Genomic DNA, 22719 nt, shown 5'->3' on the forward strand with positions numbered 1-22719 from the left:
AGTTTTATCTAAAGTTATTTTCATCTAATCTTATGCTTTCTTCAGCCATGTTATTTTCTTCCGTATAATCATTTTCCGTTTTTATATAGTAGTTTTTATCCCGCATAGCTGCATTATATATTGAATAGTCCGCTTCGTATATCATTCCGTTTTCAGGTTTTACATATACTCTGTTATCATCATTATCATATACTATTTCATAAGTTTTTTTAGTATTGTCTTCCATATATATTGTAATTACAGCATCAGGTATTCTGAATAATCTTTCTAAATATCTTATAGTGTTATTATCATATACAAACCCCGCTGCTTTAATTAAAGATAATGCTTCAAAATCTCTATAAGCTTTATCCAAATTAATTTCACCATCTATGCCGTCAACAGTCCAATTTGTTCTATTTGATTTTCTTATAGTATTTGTATAATCTATTATGCTGCTTTCAGTTCTTATAACCGAATCTATATATACAGGTTTGTCAAATATTTGCTTGTCTCTCAGCATATCAATGCTTTTCTTTAATGCCTCTATATATATAAGCTCAACACTGAAGTATTCATCATTATATTTAACATAATACTTTTCTTCATCTGGAGTTTTATTTCCTATAAATATTTTATATTCTTTATCTCCTTCCCATACGCTGAACTCATTGCTTGAATTATCAAATCCGAACGATTCAGATTCTATCAGGTTTGTTATTATCATATCAATATTAAGAGTATTAAAGTTTTTAACATTTGCAAATGCTTCCATCTGATCTATTTTATAATCATTAGAAGGCGATATAATTTTCCAAGCTTCATTAATTTTTTCTACTATTATAGGTTCTTTATCATATTTTAATTCATATTTTGTAACATTTGTTTCATTAAGCTCAAAAATTTGTTTTCTAGGCTTATTAGCTTCTATCTGCATGCGTTTTTGTTTTGTAGTTAAAAAAGCTGTTACGCTTATTAAAGCTAAAACCGCAAGTAAAATTATAATTTTTGTAATATTCTTATTCATTTTTATTTATCCTATTCATTATTATTTTTTATTTTCAAGCATAATATTTGCTAAATATAAAAATATTGCGGTAACTGATAAGAAGTATATAATATCTCTTAAATCAAGCACTCCTCTTGCGGTATTTGCAAAATGATAATCTCCGCTTATAACTTCTATAATATTGGCTGATGCTGGAAGAAGCAGAGCTATATGTCTTAGAAACATATTTAATGATATCATAATGGCAAGTCCTACTATTAATGCAATTATTTGATTTTTAGTTGCAGATGATGCAAATATTCCAATGGAGCATAATTCTGCTATAAGAAATACGCTTCCTATATACCCTGCTATTACAGGACCTATATCTAATCTGCCTAGAAAAGTTAATGTTATAGGGTAGAGTATTGTGGGAACTAATGCAAAAAGCATGAATATAACCGCCGAAAAAAATTTTCCTAATATGATTTCAAAAGCAGATACGGATTGTGTTATTATAAGTTCATAAGAACCGCTTGAAAATTCACTTGATAATGAACCCATTGTTATAGGCGGAATTGTAAGAGAAAGTATTATGGGCAGAATACTGAAAAAATCCTGCATATCGTTTTGCTGAAGTATAAAAAATCTTGAGAAAAAATACACTCCGCTTACTATTAAAAATATAGCCGAAAATATATACGCTATTGGAGAAAAGAAAATATGTCTTAATTCTTTTTTTAATATGATATTAGATTTTCTTATGGTTTTATTTATTTTTTTCAATGAAAAAATATTTTCCATTTATTTATCTCCTTTTGTTAATGTATGGAACACCTCTTCCAAATTTTCTCTTTCTTTCATCATTTCATATATTATCCAATCGGTGCTTTTTATAAATGAATAAATTTTTTCTCTGGGCTCTTCATCATTGGAATATAATGTAATATATTTTAAAGTTTTATTATCTTCTATTTTTATATCATAAATATTTTCTATTTTTTTTAGTTTTTCTATTATTTTTTTATTATCATCATTGCTTTTTATAGATAATTTTATTCTGGAAGATATTTTATTTTCTTTTCTGTTATTTAAAGTTAAATGCTTAGGGTGTGCATCAGCAATAACATTGCCTTGATTAATAATTATGGCTCTTGAACAGGAAGCTTCAACTTCGCTTAATATATGCGTTGATATAAGAACAGTTTTTTCTTTTCCAAGCTCTTTTATTAATTCTCTTATTTCGGCTATTTGATTAGGGTCAAGTCCGTTAGTTGGCTCATCTAATATAAGTATTTTGGGATCATGAATAATAGCTCCCGCAATACCTGTGCGCTGTTTATAGCCTTTAGAAAGTTCTCCTATAGATTTTGATATAACCTCTTTTAGGCTGCATGCATTAACCGCATAATGAAGTCTTTCATTTAATCTGCTTCTTTCAAGTTCCTGTATTTCAGCCATATAAACAAGATAGTCAAATACGCTCATATCATCATAAAGAGGCGCTGATTCGGGCAGATATCCTATTATTTTTTTTACTTCTATTTCTTGGTTTAATATGCTTTTTCCGTCTATAACTGCATTTCCGCTTGTGGGGGATAGATAGCAGGTGAGTATTCTCAAAGTGGTTGATTTTCCTGCTCCGTTTGGTCCTAATATACCCACTATCTCTCCTGCATTTATTTCAAAGCTCACGCCTTTTAAGGCATGAAAATCTCCGTAATATTTATTTAAATTTTCCACCGATATCATTTTATTTCCTTATCTTGTCAAATAATTTTTAAAAAATTAAAAATACATTTAAATAGAAAAACATTATAATATATATAAAGTAAAAAAACAATTATAAAATTATATTAAATAAGTATTAAATTAAAGTTATAAAAAATATTAAAAATATTATATTATTTTCTTGACTGTTATTATTTTCATTGTATTATAATGCTAATATTTTTAGGCAGAATATATTATGAATGTGGAGAAGATATTAATCGATTGTCAGACGGCTATAAAATATGAGTTTATAAATAAGTCGTATCTTTTGGAAGCTATAACTCATAGAACTTATGCTAATGAAGCAAAAAATAAAATGAAATATAATCAGAGGCTTGAGTTTTTGGGGGATTCTGTTCTCTCTCTTATAATATCAGATTATCTGTTTAGAAAATATAAATTCAGCAAAGAGGGGATTTTGTCTAAAATAAAATCTTCTTTAGTATCTCAGAAAAGTTTGGCTGATATTTCAAAAGAGATGAAACTCGGCGATTTTTTGCTTTTAGGACATGGAGAAGAGACTTCGGGAGGAAGATACAGAGATAATATGCTTGAAGATTTATTTGAGGCTGTTGTAGGTGCTATATATTTAGATTCAGGTATTACTAATGCCGCAGAGTTTGTTATGCATGCCTATAAAAAAAAGCTTAATAATTTAGATATAGACAATTTTGATAAAGATTATAAAACAATGTTTCAGGAGATTATACAGAAGAAGCATAAAACAAGTCCTATATATAAATTATTTGAATATCATGATAAGGGTAATAATGATATGTTTAAAGCCGAAGTTTATGTTAATGATAAAAATTTTGCTTTAGGTATTGGTAAAAGCAAGAAAGAGGCTGAAACGGAAGCCGCAAAAAATGCATTGGAAAAAATAAAGCATATAAGCTATACTATAAAAAAAACAGATAAAAAAGGTAAAATTTATGAATAAAACTCTGATAGCCCCTTCAATACTTACAGCATCTTTTGCAAATTTGGAAGATACTATAAAAGAACTTGAAGAAGCGGGAAGCGATTATCTGCATTTGGATATTATGGACGGTGTGTTTGTACCTCAGATTACATTCGGTGCAAAGGTGGTTTCAGATATAAAAAAAATAAGTAAAATTCCTCTTGACATACATCTAATGATAATAAATCCTGAAAATCATATTAACGATTTTGCTGAAGCGGGCGCAGACATTATAAGCGTGCATTATGAGGGAAATATACATATTCATAGATTAATTTATCAAATAAAATCTCATAATATCAGGGCGGGTATAGTGCTTAATCCTCATACAAGAACCGATGTAATAGAACCCATTATTGATGATATTGATTATCTGCTTATAATGAGCGTAAATCCCGGATTCGGCGGACAGAAGTTTATAGAATCGTCTGTAAAAAAAATAAAAGAAGCTAAAAAATTAATAGGAAGCAGAGATATAATGCTTGCGGTAGACGGAGGAGTTAATCTTAATACATGCGCTAAAGTATCTGAATCAGGAGCTGATTTTTTAATTGCTGGAAGCGCCGTAATTGACAGCAATAATAAAAAAGATATTATTAATAAACTTAGAAAAAGGGTATAATTGTGTCAGATAATAATAAATTTATTCTTACTGCTTTATTGGCTTATATAATGTGGGGGCTTCTTCCTTTGTATTGGAAGCAGGTTCAAAATTTTGATTCCGCATTCGTTTTAGGCATAAGAATCATTACTACTTTTATATTCAGTTTAATTATTGTTATATATAAAAGATCTGATTTATATAAGGGATTAAGGCATTTGATATTAATAATTACTGCAGGTATTTTTTTAGGTATTAATTGGTATTTGTATATTTATGCTGTCAATTCAGGTCATGTTCTTGATGCTGGACTTGCATATTATATAGCTCCGATTTTAAGTATTTTGATAGGAATAATATTTTTTAGAGATAAAAAAACTAAATTAGAATATGCAGCTATTATTTTAATGTTTATCGGAATGATTTATCAGACTATAACATTAGGAAAGCCTCCTATTACAGCATTTTTTATAGGTCTTACTTTTGCAGTGTACGGATTATTAAAAAAACTTACGGTATATTCCAGCTCGGAAAGTTTATTTTTAGAAACGGCAGCTATAATTATTCCGTCTTTAATTTTAAGTAAAATATATTTTCCTTCTTCGCCTCAGCCGATTCATACTTGGATTGCTTTGATGTTTTCAGGAATTGCAACAGGAATACCTCTGTATTTATATGCTAAGGCTGCTAAGGGACTTGAAATTTCTACTCTTGGTTTTCTGCAGTTTTTAGTTCCCATGTCTGCCACATTGCTTGCAGTTTTTGTTTATAAAGAAGAGATTAATTTGAATAGGCTGATTACCCTTATTATTATAATAACGGCTTCTTTTTTGTATGCATTATCAATATTAGTAAATTCTGAAAAATCATAAATACTAAAAATGCCTTGTACTGCAGGTAATACATAATTAAAGCTGCAGAAAGCTGATTACAGTTTTTTCTGTTTCTTTAGTCTTTTTTTCTCATATTTTTGTATTTTTTTCTTTTCTTTTTCTTCTGATTTTAATGCAGTCTGCAAATTGCCGTTATTAATTATATAATCCAAGCAAAAATTATAATCTTTATGCATTATATTAAGCTCTGGTATTTGTTTTGCAAATTTAACATAATCGGATTTTTCAAGCATCTTTATTATATATTCGCCTTCATTAAAATAATTATTCTTAAATAAATTTCCGATTTCACTGGTTGTCATATCCTCTATATTAAACTGAAATCTTTTTGTAAGATATCTTTTGAATATAAATGTCAGTTCAAAATAATACTGTGCATATTTATTTTCATTATAATATAAATCGCAGTCTATAAGTTTTAATGCATTTAATGCCTCAGTATCTTCTTTTATATTTATTTTTTCATTGAATTTTTTTTCTATATATTTCACCAAAGCAAAAATTAATATTATTATTCCTATAACTGAAAACGCTATTAATATTATAAATATCCATACATATTTAGGCATATCTATATTTACTGTGCTTTTCATAGGAGGAAGAGTTTTTCCGTCAGAAAAAGAATGAACTAATATATTTATATCTTCTCCTATAAGTTCTCTATATTCATTATTATAATTATATGAAATCTTAAACGGATATATTACAAACTGACCTACATCATAAAACCCTATTTTATATTTTATTATTCTTTCTTTATATTTGACTGTATTTCTATTAATATTTTTTACGGATATAATACGGCATTTATTATCTCTGCTGTCAAATGATATATCTTCAAATTTATAATCTATATTATTTTTTGATATAATACTAATCTCATAATCTATAGTATCTCCGATTATAGTATTTATGGAAGAAATATTATATGCTGCCCTTATTATAGTATCTTTTTCTATTTGTTTTTTACATGATATTAATAATATAAGCAATGCCGTAAATAATATAAATAATTTTTTCATGAAATAATACTAATCCTATATAATCTGTTATTTTCTTCATACATTTCTATTTCAAGCAGATAATAAGGAGCTTCAAAATATTCTATAAATTTATTTCCCCATTCTATAATGGTAATTCCGTTTTCTCTGATTTTATCATTAAATCCTATATCATCAAGTTCTTCTATAGTATTAAGTCTGTATAAGTCGGTATGTCTGAGTATGCTTTCTTTTCCGTTAAGCATTATATTATATTCATTTATCAGCGTAAAAGAAGGACTGCTTATAATATCGCCGCTTTCAAGCAATTTTGAAAGTATTCTCACAAATGTAGTTTTTCCGAAGCCTAAATTGCCTTCCATAATAATGATATCTCTATTCTTTATTATGCTTTTTAAATACTCGGCAACGATTTCTATATTTTCCTCATTTATATTTTTTTCTTCTTTTATAATTTCTTTTTTCATATTTTAATAGTTTTTATTTTTTAAATTATAAAAATAATATATTATAGAATATTATTTGTCAAATATGTAATATTATATTTTGCATTATAAACGGCGTTAATTTCCATAATGGCAAATATGGATATTAATCTTAGCGAAAAATTACTCATATCAAGACCAGAAAGTAAAAATAAAGTAAATAATATAAGTTTTGGATAATATTTTTTTGATAATAAAGAAATCATAAACGATGAAAATAAAGTCATTAAAAACATTATTATAATTACCATATAAACGGTAAAAGGCAGATACATAATAATGCCTAAAGCTCCGAAAAAAGACATCATAATCAAAAAGAAATTTCTTCCGAAAATTAATATGCCCGTTATTAATAATATTATCAATATAATTATAAAAATTAAATATTTATCAATATTTGAAATGATAATTCTTTTTATGAATATTAATATATAGGCTGTCATTAATATTAAAAATGAAAAAGATGATAATTTGCTCATATATTTTGATACGAATATAGATACATAGTGAAAAATATCCTTGTCTATAATTTTATTTGAAGATATTAAAATATAATTAATACTAGATGAAAATAAAGAAAGAAGTATAAACATATATATGCCTCTTTCCAATTCTGTTATGTTTTTTGAAAATATTATAGGCATTAGTATTTTTATTATTAGAATTAGCATAGATATAAAATACAATAATTCTATTATATTATAAATATTAATTTCAATCATATACAGCTTTAAAGTGCCGAATATTAAAAATAATATTCCAAATATGAATAAGGAAATATTTGAACTAAATAAGCTATTGTAGAATTTATAAAATACTAAAAAATAAAATAATATTAGTACAATATAATCAAAAATAAATGAAATTGTATAAAAATAAGAGTTGTTATCAATGACAGATGATCTGAAAAGTATATAATTAAAAAATACGGCTGAAATTAATATATATGACCAGAAATTGTATGTTACTACAAAAGAAGTATTTTTATTTATTTGAAGCATTAATTATTATCCGATTATTATATATATTATTATGATAATATTTTTATAAAAAATTGCAAGAATTTAAAATATATAGTCTCCATTATAATCTGTTTTTATATTTAATTCTTTTTTAGTATATTCAAATATATCATAGCCGGATTTTATATTAGTCCAAAAACTAACTATATTTTTATTGTAATATTTTTTATAATGATTGAAATTTGCATCGTTCATTTTAAAAGGAAATATATAAACAGGTATTTTATTCTGACCGCTGTCTTTTGCATATACAGCATACATATAAATTTCCTTTATTTTATCATCGGTCATAGGTATGCATCCTATTGTAGCATAAGAACCATGAATAAATATATCTCCGCCGAGTCTTTGATTAACGCTTTTCTTTTTATCAGATTCATTCGGATAATTAATACCCAAAGAAAGATAGTAGCTGCTTGCAGGATTAAATCTGTCTATATAATAAAAACCTTCAGGAACCTGCAAATCTCCCTCCATTCTTTTAGGACCAAGTACTCCCGATTTTGCAGCTATATTATACGATGCTATTTTTTTATATATTTTATCCGATTCATTCTTTGCATATATTTCAAGTATGTCTTCCTGCTTATATACTGTTATTAATATATTAATATCTTGCAATATTATATTATTATTTTTTAATATGTTTTTAATAAACTCTTCTTTTTCTTTTACCGCAGTTCTTACCCTTTTGTATCTTTTTTGCTCATCAAGAAAACCGCCTGCAAATAAAATAAAATTGAAAGTATTAAAAATAATAATAAAAATAAAAACTTTTTTCATAAAAAACTATCAAAAACCTCTGTCATAACTTAATATCGTTATAATTAATATTTTCTTGATAAAAAATAGATTTTGCTATATCATTTATAATAATAAAACATATAACTTAAGGAGGAATATATCAAATGTTAACTTTTAAAACTATTGATGAAAAAGAGATGCAGAATATTATTGATACTAAGGAGATAAGCGATAATATAAAAAATGATTCCGAAAATGTTATAGCAATATTTACTCAAAATTGGTGCGGAGATTGGAAAGGATTGCAAAGAGAATTAAATGCTAATGAGAAAACATGCCCTATAGATATAACTATTTATGTTTGCTTATACAATGAAAGTTCTTTATATGAATCTTTTATGAATTTTAAAGAAACCGTATGGAATAATGATCTTATACCTTATTTAAGATATTATAAAAACGGTTCTTTTATAAAAGATACCAATCATCTGCCTTTTCAAAGATTAATAAAGATATTCGGATAATAAATTAAATTGCTATTTGTATTGATAATTATTAATATATGATTTTTATACAATTAATGCCTGTTTATAATATAAATAAAATATTACTGCATATTATGACAAATCTTATATAAAAAATATTATACTATGTTCTGAAATATAAACTTTATTTTTTATAGTATTCTTTAGTCCTGTTGTACCTTTTCAGCAGTTATTTTTATTATTCTCTCTGTATAACCATCAATTAATATAAATATTTCAGCCTCTTTATCTGCGGTTAAAAAATTTTAATATTTTTGTTATTTAGTGCCATCAATTAATTATGTGTATAGTATTACTATACATTTCAAACAAAAAACAAACTATATATTGTATAATTTATATATAAACAATATATAATTCATATATTTTATTATATTTTTGAGTATTATAGCTTTTGATATTATTATGTATTTTATAATTTCAATAGCTTTGCTGATAATAAGCTTTTTATTTTTTTAGAATTTGTATTATAAAAAACGCTTGACATTTTTTGTATTTATATTATTATCTTTGAATAAAGTATTAAACACTTTTAGGAAAGTAAAAATGTATAATATTAATTCAAAATTAAAAAATAGTTCCTCAAGGCGTTAAGCCTTCATATATTTCCAATATTTCTTTATTTAAATAAAAACGATTAAAATTTTTTCTTTTGCAGTAAAAAAATAATTATAGGAGCATAGTATTATGATAAAAGTATCCATTATAGGTGCAACAGGATATGCAGGAATAGAATTAATCAGACTATTATTATCTCATAGTAAAGTTGAATTAAAAAATCTCTCATCAAAAAGTTTTGCAGGTAAAAATATCAATGAAATATATTCAAATCTAAACAAAAATTGCGATAAAATATTATCAAACGAAAATCAAATATTTGAAGATACCGATGCCGTATTTGCATCATTGCCTGCAGGATTAAGCGAAGATATTGCAAATAAATGCTATGAAAAAAATATTTTGTTTATAGATTTGGGAGCCGATTTCAGATTGGATAATGAAGAAGATTATAAAAAATGGTATGGAAAAGAATATAATCATAAAAATATACATAAAGAGGCTGTGTATTCAATACCTGAAATAATTAAATATGATAGTGTGCACAATAAAAAACAATTAAAAAATGCTAAAATTATAGCAAATCCGGGCTGTTATCCTACTTCTATAGGTTTGGCATTGGCGCCAGCTCTTTTAAAAAGATTAATATCAAAAGATGATATAATAGCGGATTCAAAATCAGGTGTTACAGGAGCAGGCAGGGAATTAACATTAAATACCCATTATGCAGAATGTAATGAAGCATTTTCTCCGTACAAAGTCGCAGAGCACAGACATACTCCTGAAATAGAACAAACATTGTCAAATATATACGGAGAAGATATAAAAATAACTTTCGTACCCCATTTGCTTCCTTTAAATAGAGGAATAATTTCAACAATATATGCTAAATTAGAAAATAACAATAATGCATTAGAAAATATACATAATATTTATAAAGAATTTTATAAAGATTCTAAATTTGTAAGGATATTAAATATAGGAAAAACTGCAAATTTAAAATATGTTAAATATTCAAATTACTGTGATATATCTTTGCATATAGATAAAAGAACCAATAAGCTTATAATAGTATCGGCAATAGATAACATGGTAAAGGGAGCGGCAGGACAGGCAATACAGAATATGAATATAGCATTAGGATTAAAAGAAGATGATGGATTAAACATGATTCCTCCTGCCTTTTAATAAAAATTTTAGGAGGAATAAATGCAGTTTTAAAGTGATAAACGCTAGATTATAACTTTAGTTGTTGTCAGCTATAAGCGGCTTTATAATTATCAGTAATAAAAACAATTTTTATTAATAATACTTTCATAAAAATTGTACGCCTCTGACAAGTTTACTTGTCAGAGCTTTTAAGCGGACAATTTTTATTAATAATACTTTCGTAAAAATTGTGCGCCTCTGACAAGTTTACTTGTCAGAGTTTTTAAGCGGACAATTTTTATTAATAATAATAGGAGACTTAAAAAATGACATATATTAAACAAATTGAAGGCGGTGTATGCGCTGCTAAGGGTTTCATAGCAAACGGAATACATTCTGGAATAAAAAAAAAATACGGAAAAAAAGACTTAGCTGTAATTTATAGCGAAAGCTTATGTTCAGCAGGCGCAGTATATACGCAGAATAAAGTATTAGGAGCAAATATCATTGTAAGCAAAGATCATTTAAAAGACGGCAGAGCAAAAGCTGTTATATGCAATTCAGGAAATGCCAATACATGCAATAAAGACGGAATTGAAAAAGCGGAAGAGATGTGCAGACTTACAGCAGAAGCTTTAAATATTGACTGTAAAGATGTTGCTGTTGCTTCTACAGGTATTATAGGCATGCCGCTTGAAATAGAGCCTATAAAAAAAAATATAAAATATTTAATAGATAATGCAGGACATTCTAAGCATCATGCCCAAAATGCCGCAGCTGCAATAATGACTACAGATACATCTATGAAAGAAGCTGCATTCCAATTTGAAATTGACGGCAAAACTATTCATATCGGAGGAATGGCGAAAGGAAGCGGAATGATTCACCCTAATATGGCTACTATGCTTGCATTTTTAACAACCGACTTAAATATTACAAGCGAGATGCTTCAAAAAGCATTAAGCAGTGATGTAGAATCTACATATAATATGGTTAGTGTTGATGGAGATACTTCTACTAATGACATGTGCATAGTGCTTGCCAACGGAGAGGCTGGAAATACTGTAATAGATAAAGAAGATGATAATTATAAAATATTCTGCCGAGCATTGAATATGATTAATACATATTTATCAAAAGCTATGGCTAAAGACGGAGAAGGCGCCACAAAATTAATAGAATGCGAGGTAATAAATGCAGGCGATATAAAATCGGCAAGAAAAATAGCAAAATCTGTAATAACTTCTAATTTGGTAAAAGCTGCTGTATTCGGCTGCGATATGAATTGGGGGCGTATTTCATGTGCGGTAGGATATACTGAGAATGCGGAGTTTGATATTAATAAAGTATCTATTAATGTCAGTTCTAAATACGGAGATATGAATGTCTATAAAAACGGATACGGTATAGAGTTCAGCGAAGAAGAAGCTTTAAAAATATTAAAAGAAGATGAAATAAAAATAACAATAAATATGAACATAGGCGAATGCAAAGCTTCCGCTTGGGGCTGTGATTTAACTTATGATTATGTAAAGATTAACGGCTCATACAGAAATTAAAAAAATCGGGAAGTAAAAAAATGGAAAATATTTCAAATGCAGATAAAGCTTTTATATTAAATCAGGCTCTGCCTTATATACAAAAATACACTGGAAAAACCATTGTAATTAAATACGGCGGAAGCGCTATGGAAAATCAGGAATTAAAAAATAAAGTTATGACCGATGTTGCCTTGCTTTCCACAGTTGGAATAAAAGTTATAGTAGTTCATGGAGGAGGCAAAGATATTACAGCCGTACTGAAAAAGATGGGAAAGGAATCCAAGTTTATAAACGGACTTAGATATACGGACAAAGAAACTGCGGAAATAGTAAAAATGGTATTAGCTGGAAAAGTAAATAAAGATTTAGTAGCTTCTCTTGAAAACTCAGGGGGTAAATGCTTAGGAATATGCGGTATTGACGGAAAGATGTTTAAGGTAAGCAGATATAAAGGAGAAGGAGATTTGGGTTTTGTAGGCGATGTTGATAATGTTGATACAGATTTATTAAATACCATTATAACAAATAAATATATTCCCATAGTTGCCACCATAGGATGCGATAATGAAGGAAATATATATAATATAAATGCAGATACTGCAGCTGCGAAAATAGCGGAAAGTCTTAAAGCAGAAACTTTAATATATATGACAGATACGCCTGGTCTTTTGAAAAATAAAGATGATGAGAGTTCTTTAATAAGTCAGATAAATATTAAAGATATAGATAATCTTATAGAAGACGGAACTATATCTGGAGGTATGATTCCTAAGGTAAAACATTGCATAGATGCAGTTAAAAATGGGGTTTCAAAAGTTTTTATAATAGACGGAAGATTATGTCATTCGCTGTTAATAGAGATGTTTACTGATGAAGGTATAGGAACTATGTTTTATAAAGATTGATAATATTTAAGGAGAAAAAATGCTGAGAAAAAATACTGAGAAAAAAACTATTAAAAGATATGAAAAATCAAAGTTAAAAAAAGAATATATCAGTAAAAGCAAAAAATATGTGGCAAATACCTATGAAAGATTTGATTTAGTATTGGAATTAGGAAAAGGCGCTGAATTAAAAGATATTGAAGGAAAAAAATATATTGATTTAGGAAGCGGAATAGGAGTTAATAGCATAGGATACGGAAATAAAAATTGGATTAATGCCGTGTCTAATCAGTTAAAAACTCTGCAGCATGCTTCAAATCTGTACTATACAAAACCTTATATTTATTTGGCTGAAAAACTATGCACTATTACAAAATATGATAAAGTATTTTTCTGTAATTCAGGAGCCGAAGCAAACGAATCTGCAATTAAATTAGCCAGAAAATATTCTTTCAATAAATATTCAAACCATGATAATAAATATAAAAGAAATAAAATAGTAACATTAAAGAATTCTTTTCATGGCAGAACTATGGCTGCAATTTCGGCTACAGGTCAGGATATATTTCATAATTTCTTTTTCCCATTTTTAGAAGGATTTTCATTTGCAGAGGCAGGCAATTATGAAGATACTGTAGAAAAACTTAAAGATAATGCATGTGCAGTAATGATGGAGCTTATACAGGGAGAAGGAGGAGTTATACCTCTTAATAAGGAGTATGTGCAGAAAGTCAGAGACTACTGTGAAAAAAACGATATACTTTTTATAGCTGATGAAGTTCAGACAGGTGCAGGAAGAACTGGAAAATTTTTATGTTCAGAACATTTCGGCATAAAGCCCGATATAACCACATTAGCTAAAGGTTTAGGGGGAGGTCTTCCTATAGGTGCTATGCTTATGAATAAAAAATGCTCCGATGTGTTTGCAAAAGGAGATCATGCCTCTACATTCGGAGCAAATCCTGCGGTTGCGGCTGGAGCTTTGGAAGTATTAAATATAATAGACAAAAAATTATTAAAAGAAGTTGAAAAGAAATCTAAATATATAAAAGATAAATTATCAAAATTAGATAATATAGAGAGTGTTGATGGTATAGGGCTTATGCTTGGAATAAAGCTTAAAGATGAATTAAATACAAAAGCAATAGCGGAAAAATGCATATCAAAAGGGGTTATTCCATTAACTGCAAAAAATAAAATACGGCTGCTTCCTCCTCTTACAATAACATATAAGGAATTGGAAAAAGCTGTTTCAATACTCTGTGAATGCATAGAAAATAAATAACCATATAAGTTTAATTATTTTATGATTATAAAATATTACAGGCATATTATATATTTATTATTAATATAAAATAAGGTGTCTCATACTATGCTTTATCAGGAGTTTATTAAAATAAAATGTTTTAGGGTTTTAGATATTTTATTTTAAAAAATGCATAGTATGAGGCATGTAAAATATATAAAAAGAAAAATTAATGACTTTTTCAGTATATAAAAAAAAAATTTAAAAGGTTGTCGGTTGTCGGTTGTCGGTTGTCGGTTGTCGGTTGTCGGTTGTCGGTTGTCGGTTGTTATTATTTCCATACAATTTATTTTAACACATTTATTTAATTTTGTCAATATAAAAATATATATAAATATCATACACTTAAGTGATTTTATTCCATAAAAAAATTAATTATCAGTATTAATTTATATTAAAGTACGGTAAAAATATATATTTTCTGCAATTTTATAATGCTTTAAATTTATATATAAAATACTTTATTATCTTTTTTCAAGATAATTCATGTATTACAGCTTCTTTATATTCCTTCATTATATCTCTTATATAGGCGTCTTTTGTAAATATTGCTATAGGAATATTATATTTTATGCTGTATTCTTTTATAAAGTATAATGCCTCTTTTGTTCTGTTATTGTCAAATGTTATAAAAGGATCATCTAATAATATTAATCTTCCGCTTTCATGTATTTTTGTAAGTATTGAAAGACGCATTGCTATATAAACAGCATCTTTTGCTGCAGAAGATAATAATTCAACATTTCTGCTTTCATTCTGCTTGTCTTTTACCATTATTTTAGATTTATCAAAACCCGACATAGATATTCCTTCATCGGATAATTTTTTTCCCGTTATACAGTTATATAAAACATTAGCTTCATTAGAAATAGAGCCGAATATATCGTCATTTTTTTTATTTATTTTTAAAAGCATGCTTTCCAATAGTTCCAAAGCTTTTTTTTTCTTTTTTAAGCTTTTTATCTTCTCATTATTCTCTGCAAATTCGCTTTCAAAATGTACTATGCTGTTATGTATATTATCAGAACTATTAAGCAGTCCCTTAATATATGAAGCATTTGAAATAAATTTATTCATATTTTCTTTTATGCCGCTGATTTCTATTTCTAATTCTTTCAATCTGTTTTCTATGGATTTCATTTCCATTTCATTAAAATTGTCAGGATTAATTCCTTTTTCATCAAGTTCTCTTAATATTCTGCCGCAGTTTGCCTCTAATGCCGATATATCCTTAAGTCCCGTATTTTTTGCTTCGGTCATAAGTTTTGAAAATAATTCTTCGGTATTTTTCAGCATATTATCAAAATATGTTTTTATTTCATAATAGTTTTCTCTATTTTTTACATTTAATTTTAAGAATAAATCATTTAATTGCCTGCTGTAATCATTAAAATTAAGCATTGCATCTTCTAATTGTTTTATGTAATTATCAAGCTCTTCATCATTATTTTTTTCAAGCATCAATTCTATCTTTGCCGATTCTTTTGTCAATATATCCTTAAGTTTTGATAAATCAGTATTATTTGCATTTATATTAAGTTCGGGCAGAGAGTCCGATATATCATTAATAAGATTATTATTTTTTCCTTCTTTTATAAGCATAAACGGTATAGAAGGAAGTATTATTAAAAACCAATAAGGATTTTTAAAATATAAACTTAAAAAAGATGATATTAAAATTACGGCGGATAAAAAAACTATTTTCGGTATTATATTATTTTTTTCGCTGAATGAATCTATCTTATTTAGAGCCTTATCTATCCTAAGCATTATGCTTTCATAGTCGGTTTTATTTCTTTCTAGTGAAGATTTCTGTAAAGTTTCAATTTTGCCTTTCAAGTATGATATTTTGTTCTCAGCCTCATCTATTTTAATGCTTATATCGTTTATTATTTTTGAATGATCATTTTGCAGATGTATGTTTTCTTTTATAAATTTGTCATTTTTATAAAAATTACTGATTTCAGTTATTATATTAAGAAGCTTGTTTTTTTCTTTTGATTTATTTTTTTCTTCTTTCAGCAGATTTAATTTATTATATTCGTTAATTTTTTCTTTAATGAGATTATCATTTTCTTTTAATAATTGATTAAGCTCCTCTAATTTATCTTTGCCGCTTATTTCAGTATTTACTTTGCCGTATAAATTTTCCAACTCTTCTTTAATTTCTTCATTTCTATTCTTTAATTTTTTTAACATAGCAGGTACAGAGCTTTGAGATTTTCCCGAGTATTCCGATTTTATTTCATATATTATCTTTCCTAAATCTACATCCGAAGCAAATAATTTTTTCTTTATTTCACTTTCCCAATCTTTGGAATCTTTTTTGCTGTCCGACATCTCAAATATTATTTCGCTTTGTCTTATAGAATAAAGATTATTATAAGACTGCGGATGAATCTTTAAAGCTTCGTCTATTTCTGGCTCAGTGCTTATATCTATATCATCTCCGTATCTTGATTTTATTTGTTTTGCAAATGATGATGTCTTTTTATTTTCTGAAAACAGAAGCATTAATGAATCGAATATTGTAGTTTTACCTGATTCATTTTCTCCGTAAAATAATGTAAGTTTATCCGATATTTCAAAAGATTTATTTTTAAACTTTCCGAAGTTATTTAGATTAAGCGTCATTTTTATTTTCCGTTATTTATCTTTTTTTATTCTGCAATGCTGAATATATTTTTTCAATACCTATTCTTCTTGCAGTTTCGACAATTTCCAAATCTTCCTCATTATTGGTATTAAATTCATATTCATCAGCTACAGATAAAAATTCTTTAATAATGCTTTCGCTGTAAGCATTTTCAAGTAAAAATAATTCTTTGGTTTTTATATTAAAATCATGAACATATTTTGAATATTTGTTTTTTATAGAATTTATTTTTTCATAAATATCATTTTCATCTTCAGCTATTCCGTAAATATTAATATCTATAGTATCATTTGAATTCCACTGCAAAGCCTTCTGTTCTAAATTATATAAATTATCAATATTAATATTGTATATTCTGTATTCCCCTGCATTTTCTATATTAATAAACTTTTTATTCATAATGCCGTTTTCAATTTCTAAGGCTAAGCATCTTCTTGCCCCGATTTCAGATTTAGATCTTCTCCAAACTCTGGCGGAACCCGTGTATATTATTTCTATATTCTGAATATTAATCTGCATTTGTTTATGTATATGTCCCGCTACAGCTATATCAGGAGATATTTTTTTTATGATATCTATAGGTATGCTTGCTGTTTCCTCATTTTCTTCTACAGCCCATAATGTACCTTCAATTATTCCATGCGCTATTAATATTCTTTTATCTCCATTTAGGCTTTTTATTTTTTTGTTTAAATCATTGTCTATAATATATTTTTCGCTGTAGGGTAAAGCCAAAATATCTAAATTATAAATATTAAAAAAACTTATATCCTCTATTACTGCAACATTTTCAGGAAAATTTAATTTATTTAATGTTATGCCTTTAGACCTTAAACTCTCATGATTACCTTTAAGCAGATATACATTCTTTTTATAATTTTCCATTTTTTCAGAAAATATATCTTTTAACTGCTGTAAATCTTCAAAAGTATTGAATGTATCACCAAGAAAAAATAAAGCGTCATAGTCTAAGGCTTTTTCAGCTATTTCATCTAATACAGAAAGAGAATAATCTTTTTCCTGAACACTTAAATGCAAATCGCTTGACATTAATAATTTTGGCATAAATAATCTTCTTTATAAAATAAAATTAATAAAAAATAAAACTGTATCTTTGTATTATAAATCATATATTTTAATTAATCAATATTTATTTATACATGTATTGAAATTTAATTTATATAGCGGTATTATCAATATACTTATATTTTGGAGCTGATTTATGGATATAAAATATGCTGAGCATTTAATGGAGATATATAAAAATAAAAAGCTTTATGAAAGAATGAAAAGGAGACTTGAATATTTTGAAAGAGTTTTTAAAAGAGACAATGATCATAGATTATTTGCCGAGCTTGCTTTTTGTATATGTACGCCTCAGACAAAAGCCAGAAGCGGAGCCGCTGCTATAGTTAATCTATACAATAATAATTTGCTTTTTAAAGGAAGCGCAGAAAAAGTTGCTTCAATACTGATTAAGCATGTAAGATTTCATAATATGAAAGCGGAGAATATAGTATTGGCAAGAAAACTGTATTTTCCTAATGAAAAGTTTATATTAAAATACAGAATAAATGAAGCTTTAAAAAATGATTCTATGGTTGAATTAAGAAATGCTTTAGCAAAAGAAGTAAAAGGATACGGTCTTAAAGAGGCAAGCCATTTTCTTAGAAATATAGGATTCGGACAAAAAATAGCTATACTTGACAGACATATAATGCGGGTAATGGATAAGCTTAGTATTCTGCCTGAAGGTATGACTCCTAAAACCAGCCTTACAAAAAGTAATTATCTTAAATGCGAAAAAAGTCTATTAGAATATTCAAAAAGCGAAAAAATACCTATGGAATATTTGGATTTCGTATTTTGGTATGATGCTACTAATGATATATTTAAATAATGTATAAAAAATAACAAATAAACCAAATAATAAAAGATAATATTAGAAATAAGGAATAATAAAATAAAAATAAAAAATTTTATCAGAAATATAAAAATTGAGGGCTTCTGGAATTCGTAAGAGTGACATAACCTTTAAGTAAACAGTATTTATTAGCAAAAATAAAAAATAATAATGTTTTAGCGAGTTTATCAGCAGCAATAAAAAATCTTATATAATATAATTTTTAAAAATTAAAATCTTTTATTAAATTAATTTTATACTGTTTTAATATATAATTAAAACTTTTATTTTTTATAAAAATAATTTATAATAAAAATATAACTAGAGCGGGAGGAAATAAACTATGAAGCAATTAAAAATAGTTATAATACTTATGTTTATATCAGTTTTAGCATTAAATGCCGATACAATAGAAGATGAAATATTCAGATTAATTAATTTAGAAAGAAGCAAAGTTGCTCTTGCTCCTCTTCCTAATAATCAAAGACTGCATTCTTTGGCATTATATCATGCCGATAATATGGCTAATAATAAATTTTTAAGCAATATTGACTTAGACGGATTGACTACCAAAGACAGACAAATAAAATTATATCCTGAAATGGTAGGAAATATAAGCGAAAGTTTATATAAGCTTGATGTTATTCCGTTTACCGATAAAAAAGCTGCTGAAAGTATTGTAAAAAATTTAATGGCAACTCCTGACAGCAAAAAAAATATATTAGATAAAAACTTCAATGCCGTAGGTGTAGGAGCAGTAAAAAGAGGTCTCGGCGTATATGTTGCTTTAACATTTGCAGATATAGTTGCAGAATCTGTGGATTTTAATCCGACTGCAAAATTAGGAGATGATATAAATATAAAATACAGAATTCTAAATAAAGCCGCATCAACCGATTTTAAATTAGCTGTGGAAACTGCAGATAAAGAAGCACGTATCATAGGAGATGACGGAAAAACATATATAGGAAAAGTAATATATGATTTAAAAGATTTAGGCAATTCCATATTGGGAAAAACTTTCAAAGCGGAGTACGGCAAAGGAGAGTATAAAATATCTATTTTATATAAAGGTCATCATTTTTTAAGCAATGTAAGAACAATAACTATAGAATAATATTTCAGCGCGGAAAATATAAATGAAATTCAGAAGAAGATTCAACATAAAAAGCGGAATAGATTTAACCCCCATGATAGATATAGTATTTAACCTGCTTATATTTTTTATGGTTGGTTCTACCATTATAGAAACTCCTCAAATAGAAATAAGTCTGCCTAAATCCGAATCTGCCAAGGGAAGCGAAAAGAATGAAACTATAGTAATAAGCATATCAAAAGACGGCAGAAAATATATTAATGGCTATGAATCCGAGAATCTGAATGATGATCTTAAAGAGATTTCTAATACTGAAGGAGAATTAGAAAAGCCCGTTGAAATACGCTCAGATGAAGATGTAAAAACTCAAATATTAATATCGGTTATAGACAGCATAAAAAATGCGGGATTTACAAGATTAAGTATAGCTGCAGAAACAAAAGAAATCAACTAAAAACTTTAAATAAAAAATTATTATTTTTTATTGCTGCGCTTTATTTTTAATTATATGTTGCCCATTCATAATCATAGTCATACTCTTTATAATTGCCTTTAAATACGACTCCTTTTACTATTAAATTTTCATCTAATATAACTAAATCTGCTATATATCCTTCCTTTATTCTGCCGTATTTATCATCTATGCCCATAACTTTGGCAGGATAAAGCGAAGCCATTTTTAAAGCCTCTTCCGCAGCAGCCCCTACATGATTAACTACATTTCTTACCGACTGACTCATTGTAATAGAAGCTCCTCCTAAAGTACCATTATCATCTATAAGTTTATTTCCATCTCTATGTATTTTTTTACCCGCCCAAATATATTCTTTTATATCTGAAGCGGCAGGTGCAATTGCATCGGTTACTATACATATATGACCTGTTTTTAATTTGTATGCAAGCTCCACTGAGGCAAAATCGCAATGTACGCCGTCGCATATTAATCCTGCATATATATCTTTATTGTCAAGCACAGCTCCTACAGCGCCCGGTTCTCTTGAGCCCCATGGACGCATAGCATTAAACAAATGAGTTGCAAAAGTTATTCCGTAAGGTATTTTTTCTTTGATTTCATTATATGTTCCGTTAGTATGTCCTACAGATACAATCTTTCCAGCTTGTGCAAAATCTTTTATTATTTCTCCTTCAACAGTTTCGGGAGCCAATGTAACCATAACGCATTTTGAAAGTTTTATTTTTTCTATCATTTCTTTATTAGGTTCTCTTATAAATTTATTATTATGTATGCCTCTTTTTTCATGTGAAATATAAGGTCCTTCAAAATGGATGCCTAAAACTCCGAGTACAGATAAATCTTCTATATTATTAAATAAATCTATAATCTTAAGCATATAATCGTCGCCGTTAGTGATAATTGTAGGTAAATATGAGGTGCATCCGTATCTCTGACAAACTTCATTAATATTTTTAAGCGTTTCAGCAGACGGATTAATATTAATATCATAACCTCCTATGCCATTAACTTGCAGATCTATATAGCCGGGAGCAACTATTTTACCGCCTAAATCTATTCTTGTAATAACTGCATCAACATCTATTTCTTTTTCTACGCTTTTGATAACATTGTTTTCTATAACAATGCAGTGCCCTTCTATAAACTTCTCGCCGTCAAATATTTTTATGTTGGTAAGTGCATAGTAGGATTTATAGAGTCCTTTAATAAGTTCTTTAGGATGCAGGCTTTTGCTTTCCAAACTTTTAGCATATTTATAAGTTTTTACTTTTAAATCGCTGCTTGCCTCTTCATCGGCTACTATTATTAGTTTCTTATGCTCCTGAAGTACCGAAGTAGGGTAGAATTGACTTATTGCACCTTCTACGCAATGGGCTAAAGAATCCGACACATCATATCCATTAGCCATTACAAGCACATATCTTGCATTAAAAGCCTCTTCAAATCCTAATGTAAATCCTTCTTTCGGAAACATTTCCATAGGCATATTTAATTTTCTAGATTCATAGCTTCTTATTATTTCGCTTATCTTCTTATCTCTTACGCTTCCTTCAAGCGAAGAACTTGGAGTATTAAGAAGAAAACTTCCGTCCTCAGCTAATGTATCTATTAATAATGTTATATTTCCCAATTTTTTTATTAAATTAGCCATTCTTTTAGCTTCTTCTTTTCTGTTTGCTATATTGCTGTCAAATAAATGCACATTTTCTTCAGGTATATCTATAAAATTTAAAAAATTATCTTTTAAATATTTCTGAGATATATTAGAATCTATATATTCTCCTGATGAAACTATATGTATATTTTTAAATGATACAATATTGTCATTATAAAAAGACAGCAGTTTCTGATAATATGCTTTATTAACATATCTTAAAGGAAAAGACAGTACGAAAGGCTTATCTTTATCCGAATAATCCAGCATACATTTTACTGTATAATAAGCAGTCCACTCATAAACGCTTTCATTTGTGATAATAATTCTCATAATAATATATTCTCCTTATAAATTATTATTTATTATTGTTGCTAATAAAAATTGTTCGCTTAAAGGTTCTGTCATTCTTTGAATGCCAGAGGCTCACAATTTTTATAATTTATTACTATAACATTTAAAAATTATTATTTATTATTATGCTCAGTTTGACTTAAATAAATTA

At 27.3% G+C, this 22719-nt stretch carries 21 protein-coding genes; 11 read left to right on the plus strand and 10 right to left on the minus strand.

Going from position 1 to position 22719, the window contains the following annotated elements; translation table 11 throughout:
• Positions 1–4: 4 nt before the first annotated feature.
• The 3 genes from QZ306_RS06400 to QZ306_RS06410 are packed head-to-tail and all read right to left on the minus strand — an operon-like array spanning position 5 to position 2719.
• A complete protein-coding gene (locus QZ306_RS06400) occupies positions 5–1006 on the minus strand; it encodes a DUF4340 domain-containing protein (protein WP_295162272.1) in 1002 nt (333 codons plus the stop codon).
• A gap of 21 nt (positions 1007–1027) precedes the next feature.
• Positions 1028–1771 (minus strand): ABC transporter permease subunit, encoded by a 744-nt coding sequence (locus QZ306_RS06405; RefSeq protein ID WP_295162274.1) that lies wholly within the window; start codon positions 1769–1771, stop codon positions 1028–1030.
• A complete protein-coding gene (locus QZ306_RS06410; protein WP_295162277.1) occupies positions 1772–2719 on the minus strand; it encodes an ATP-binding cassette domain-containing protein in 948 nt (315 codons plus the stop codon).
• 217 nt (positions 2720–2936) lie between these two features.
• On the opposite strand from QZ306_RS06410, the gene rnc reads away from it, so the two are divergent.
• From rnc to rarD, 3 genes are read left to right on the plus strand one after another with little or no spacing between them, the layout of a single operon-like run.
• Positions 2937–3680, plus strand: a complete 744-nt coding sequence (gene rnc, locus QZ306_RS06415) for a ribonuclease III (protein ID WP_295162279.1) — start codon at positions 2937–2939, stop codon at positions 3678–3680.
• Complete coding sequence (rpe, locus tag QZ306_RS06420; RefSeq protein ID WP_295162281.1) at positions 3673–4323, plus strand: ribulose-phosphate 3-epimerase; 651 nt, start codon at positions 3673–3675, stop codon at positions 4321–4323. Before rnc ends, rpe begins: the two co-directional genes overlap by 8 nt.
• Entirely contained in the window at positions 4323–5174 is an 852-nt protein-coding gene (gene rarD, locus QZ306_RS06425) for an EamA family transporter RarD (protein WP_295162510.1), read from the plus strand. The genes rpe and rarD overlap by 1 nt, the downstream gene beginning before the upstream one ends.
• Positions 5175–5230: 56 nt before the next feature.
• Here rarD and QZ306_RS06430 read toward each other — a convergent pair whose 3' ends face one another.
• The 4 genes from QZ306_RS06430 to QZ306_RS06445 all read right to left on the minus strand — a co-directional run bounded on the left by QZ306_RS06430 (position 5231) and on the right by QZ306_RS06445 (position 8486).
• Positions 5231–6217, minus strand: a complete 987-nt coding sequence (locus tag QZ306_RS06430; RefSeq protein WP_295162283.1) for a hypothetical protein — start codon at positions 6215–6217, stop codon at positions 5231–5233.
• Positions 6214–6663 carry a tRNA (adenosine(37)-N6)-threonylcarbamoyltransferase complex ATPase subunit type 1 TsaE gene (gene tsaE / locus QZ306_RS06435; protein ID WP_295162285.1) on the minus strand — a complete coding sequence of 150 codons (450 nt, stop codon included), beginning with the start codon at positions 6661–6663 and terminating at the stop codon, positions 6214–6216. The genes QZ306_RS06430 and tsaE overlap by 4 nt, the downstream gene beginning before the upstream one ends.
• Positions 6664–6704: 41 nt before the next feature.
• Positions 6705–7682, minus strand: coding sequence for a WESB_1763 family membrane protein (locus tag QZ306_RS06440; RefSeq protein WP_295162287.1), 978 nt, complete (start codon positions 7680–7682; stop codon positions 6705–6707).
• Positions 7683–7745: 63 nt separating this feature from the next.
• On the minus strand, positions 7746–8486 hold the full coding sequence (locus QZ306_RS06445; protein ID WP_295162289.1) for a L,D-transpeptidase family protein: 741 nt from the start codon (positions 8484–8486) through the stop codon (positions 7746–7748).
• Between the two features lie 125 nt (positions 8487–8611).
• Between QZ306_RS06445 and QZ306_RS06450 the strand changes: the two genes are divergently transcribed.
• The 5 genes from QZ306_RS06450 (at position 8612) to QZ306_RS06470 (ending at position 14409) form a co-directional block, all read left to right on the plus strand.
• The gene (locus QZ306_RS06450) at positions 8612–8971 is read left to right on the plus strand and encodes a hypothetical protein (RefSeq protein ID WP_295162292.1); all 360 of its coding nucleotides are present in this window, start codon (positions 8612–8614) and stop codon (positions 8969–8971) included.
• A 708-nt stretch (positions 8972–9679) separates the two neighbouring features.
• Positions 9680–10738 carry an N-acetyl-gamma-glutamyl-phosphate reductase gene (argC, locus tag QZ306_RS06455; protein ID WP_295162293.1) on the plus strand — a complete coding sequence of 353 codons (1059 nt, stop codon included), beginning with the start codon at positions 9680–9682 and terminating at the stop codon, positions 10736–10738.
• A 287-nt stretch (positions 10739–11025) separates the two neighbouring features.
• Entirely contained in the window at positions 11026–12258 is a 1233-nt protein-coding gene (gene argJ, locus QZ306_RS06460; RefSeq protein ID WP_295162295.1) for a bifunctional glutamate N-acetyltransferase/amino-acid acetyltransferase ArgJ, read from the plus strand.
• A 20-nt stretch (positions 12259–12278) separates the two neighbouring features.
• Positions 12279–13145 carry an acetylglutamate kinase gene (gene argB, locus QZ306_RS06465; RefSeq protein WP_295162297.1) on the plus strand — a complete coding sequence of 289 codons (867 nt, stop codon included), beginning with the start codon at positions 12279–12281 and terminating at the stop codon, positions 13143–13145.
• A 19-nt stretch (positions 13146–13164) separates the two neighbouring features.
• Positions 13165–14409 (plus strand): aspartate aminotransferase family protein, encoded by a 1245-nt coding sequence (locus tag QZ306_RS06470; RefSeq protein ID WP_295162299.1) that lies wholly within the window; start codon positions 13165–13167, stop codon positions 14407–14409.
• 495 nt (positions 14410–14904) lie between these two features.
• On the opposite strand, the gene QZ306_RS06475 is transcribed toward QZ306_RS06470, so the two are convergent.
• Entirely contained in the window at positions 14905–17064 is a 2160-nt protein-coding gene (locus QZ306_RS06475) for an AAA family ATPase (RefSeq protein WP_295162300.1), read from the minus strand.
• A gap of 16 nt (positions 17065–17080) precedes the next feature.
• The gene (locus tag QZ306_RS06480) at positions 17081–18151 is read right to left on the minus strand and encodes a metallophosphoesterase (protein ID WP_295162302.1); all 1071 of its coding nucleotides are present in this window, start codon (positions 18149–18151) and stop codon (positions 17081–17083) included.
• Between the two features lie 157 nt (positions 18152–18308).
• Here QZ306_RS06480 and QZ306_RS06485 point away from each other — a divergent pair, with 157 nt between their 5' ends.
• The 3 genes from QZ306_RS06485 (at position 18309) to QZ306_RS06495 (ending at position 20539) form a co-directional block, all read left to right on the plus strand.
• Positions 18309–18986, plus strand: coding sequence for a transcriptional regulator (locus QZ306_RS06485; RefSeq protein WP_295162304.1), 678 nt, complete (start codon positions 18309–18311; stop codon positions 18984–18986).
• A 346-nt stretch (positions 18987–19332) separates the two neighbouring features.
• Complete coding sequence (locus QZ306_RS06490) at positions 19333–20106, plus strand: CAP domain-containing protein (protein WP_295162306.1); 774 nt, start codon at positions 19333–19335, stop codon at positions 20104–20106.
• Positions 20107–20128: 22 nt separating this feature from the next.
• Positions 20129–20539: a biopolymer transporter ExbD gene (locus QZ306_RS06495; protein ID WP_295162308.1), complete on the plus strand. Its 411-nt coding sequence runs from the start codon at positions 20129–20131 to the stop codon at positions 20537–20539.
• 46 nt (positions 20540–20585) lie between these two features.
• On the opposite strand, the gene nagA is transcribed toward QZ306_RS06495, so the two are convergent.
• Positions 20586–22547, minus strand: a complete 1962-nt coding sequence (gene nagA / locus QZ306_RS06500) for an N-acetylglucosamine-6-phosphate deacetylase (RefSeq protein WP_295162309.1) — start codon at positions 22545–22547, stop codon at positions 20586–20588.
• Positions 22548–22719: the final 172 nt, after the last annotated feature.

The sequence above is a fragment of the uncultured Brachyspira sp. genome (assembly GCF_910588665.1).
Lineage (GTDB): Bacteria > Spirochaetota > Brachyspiria > Brachyspirales > Brachyspiraceae > Brachyspira.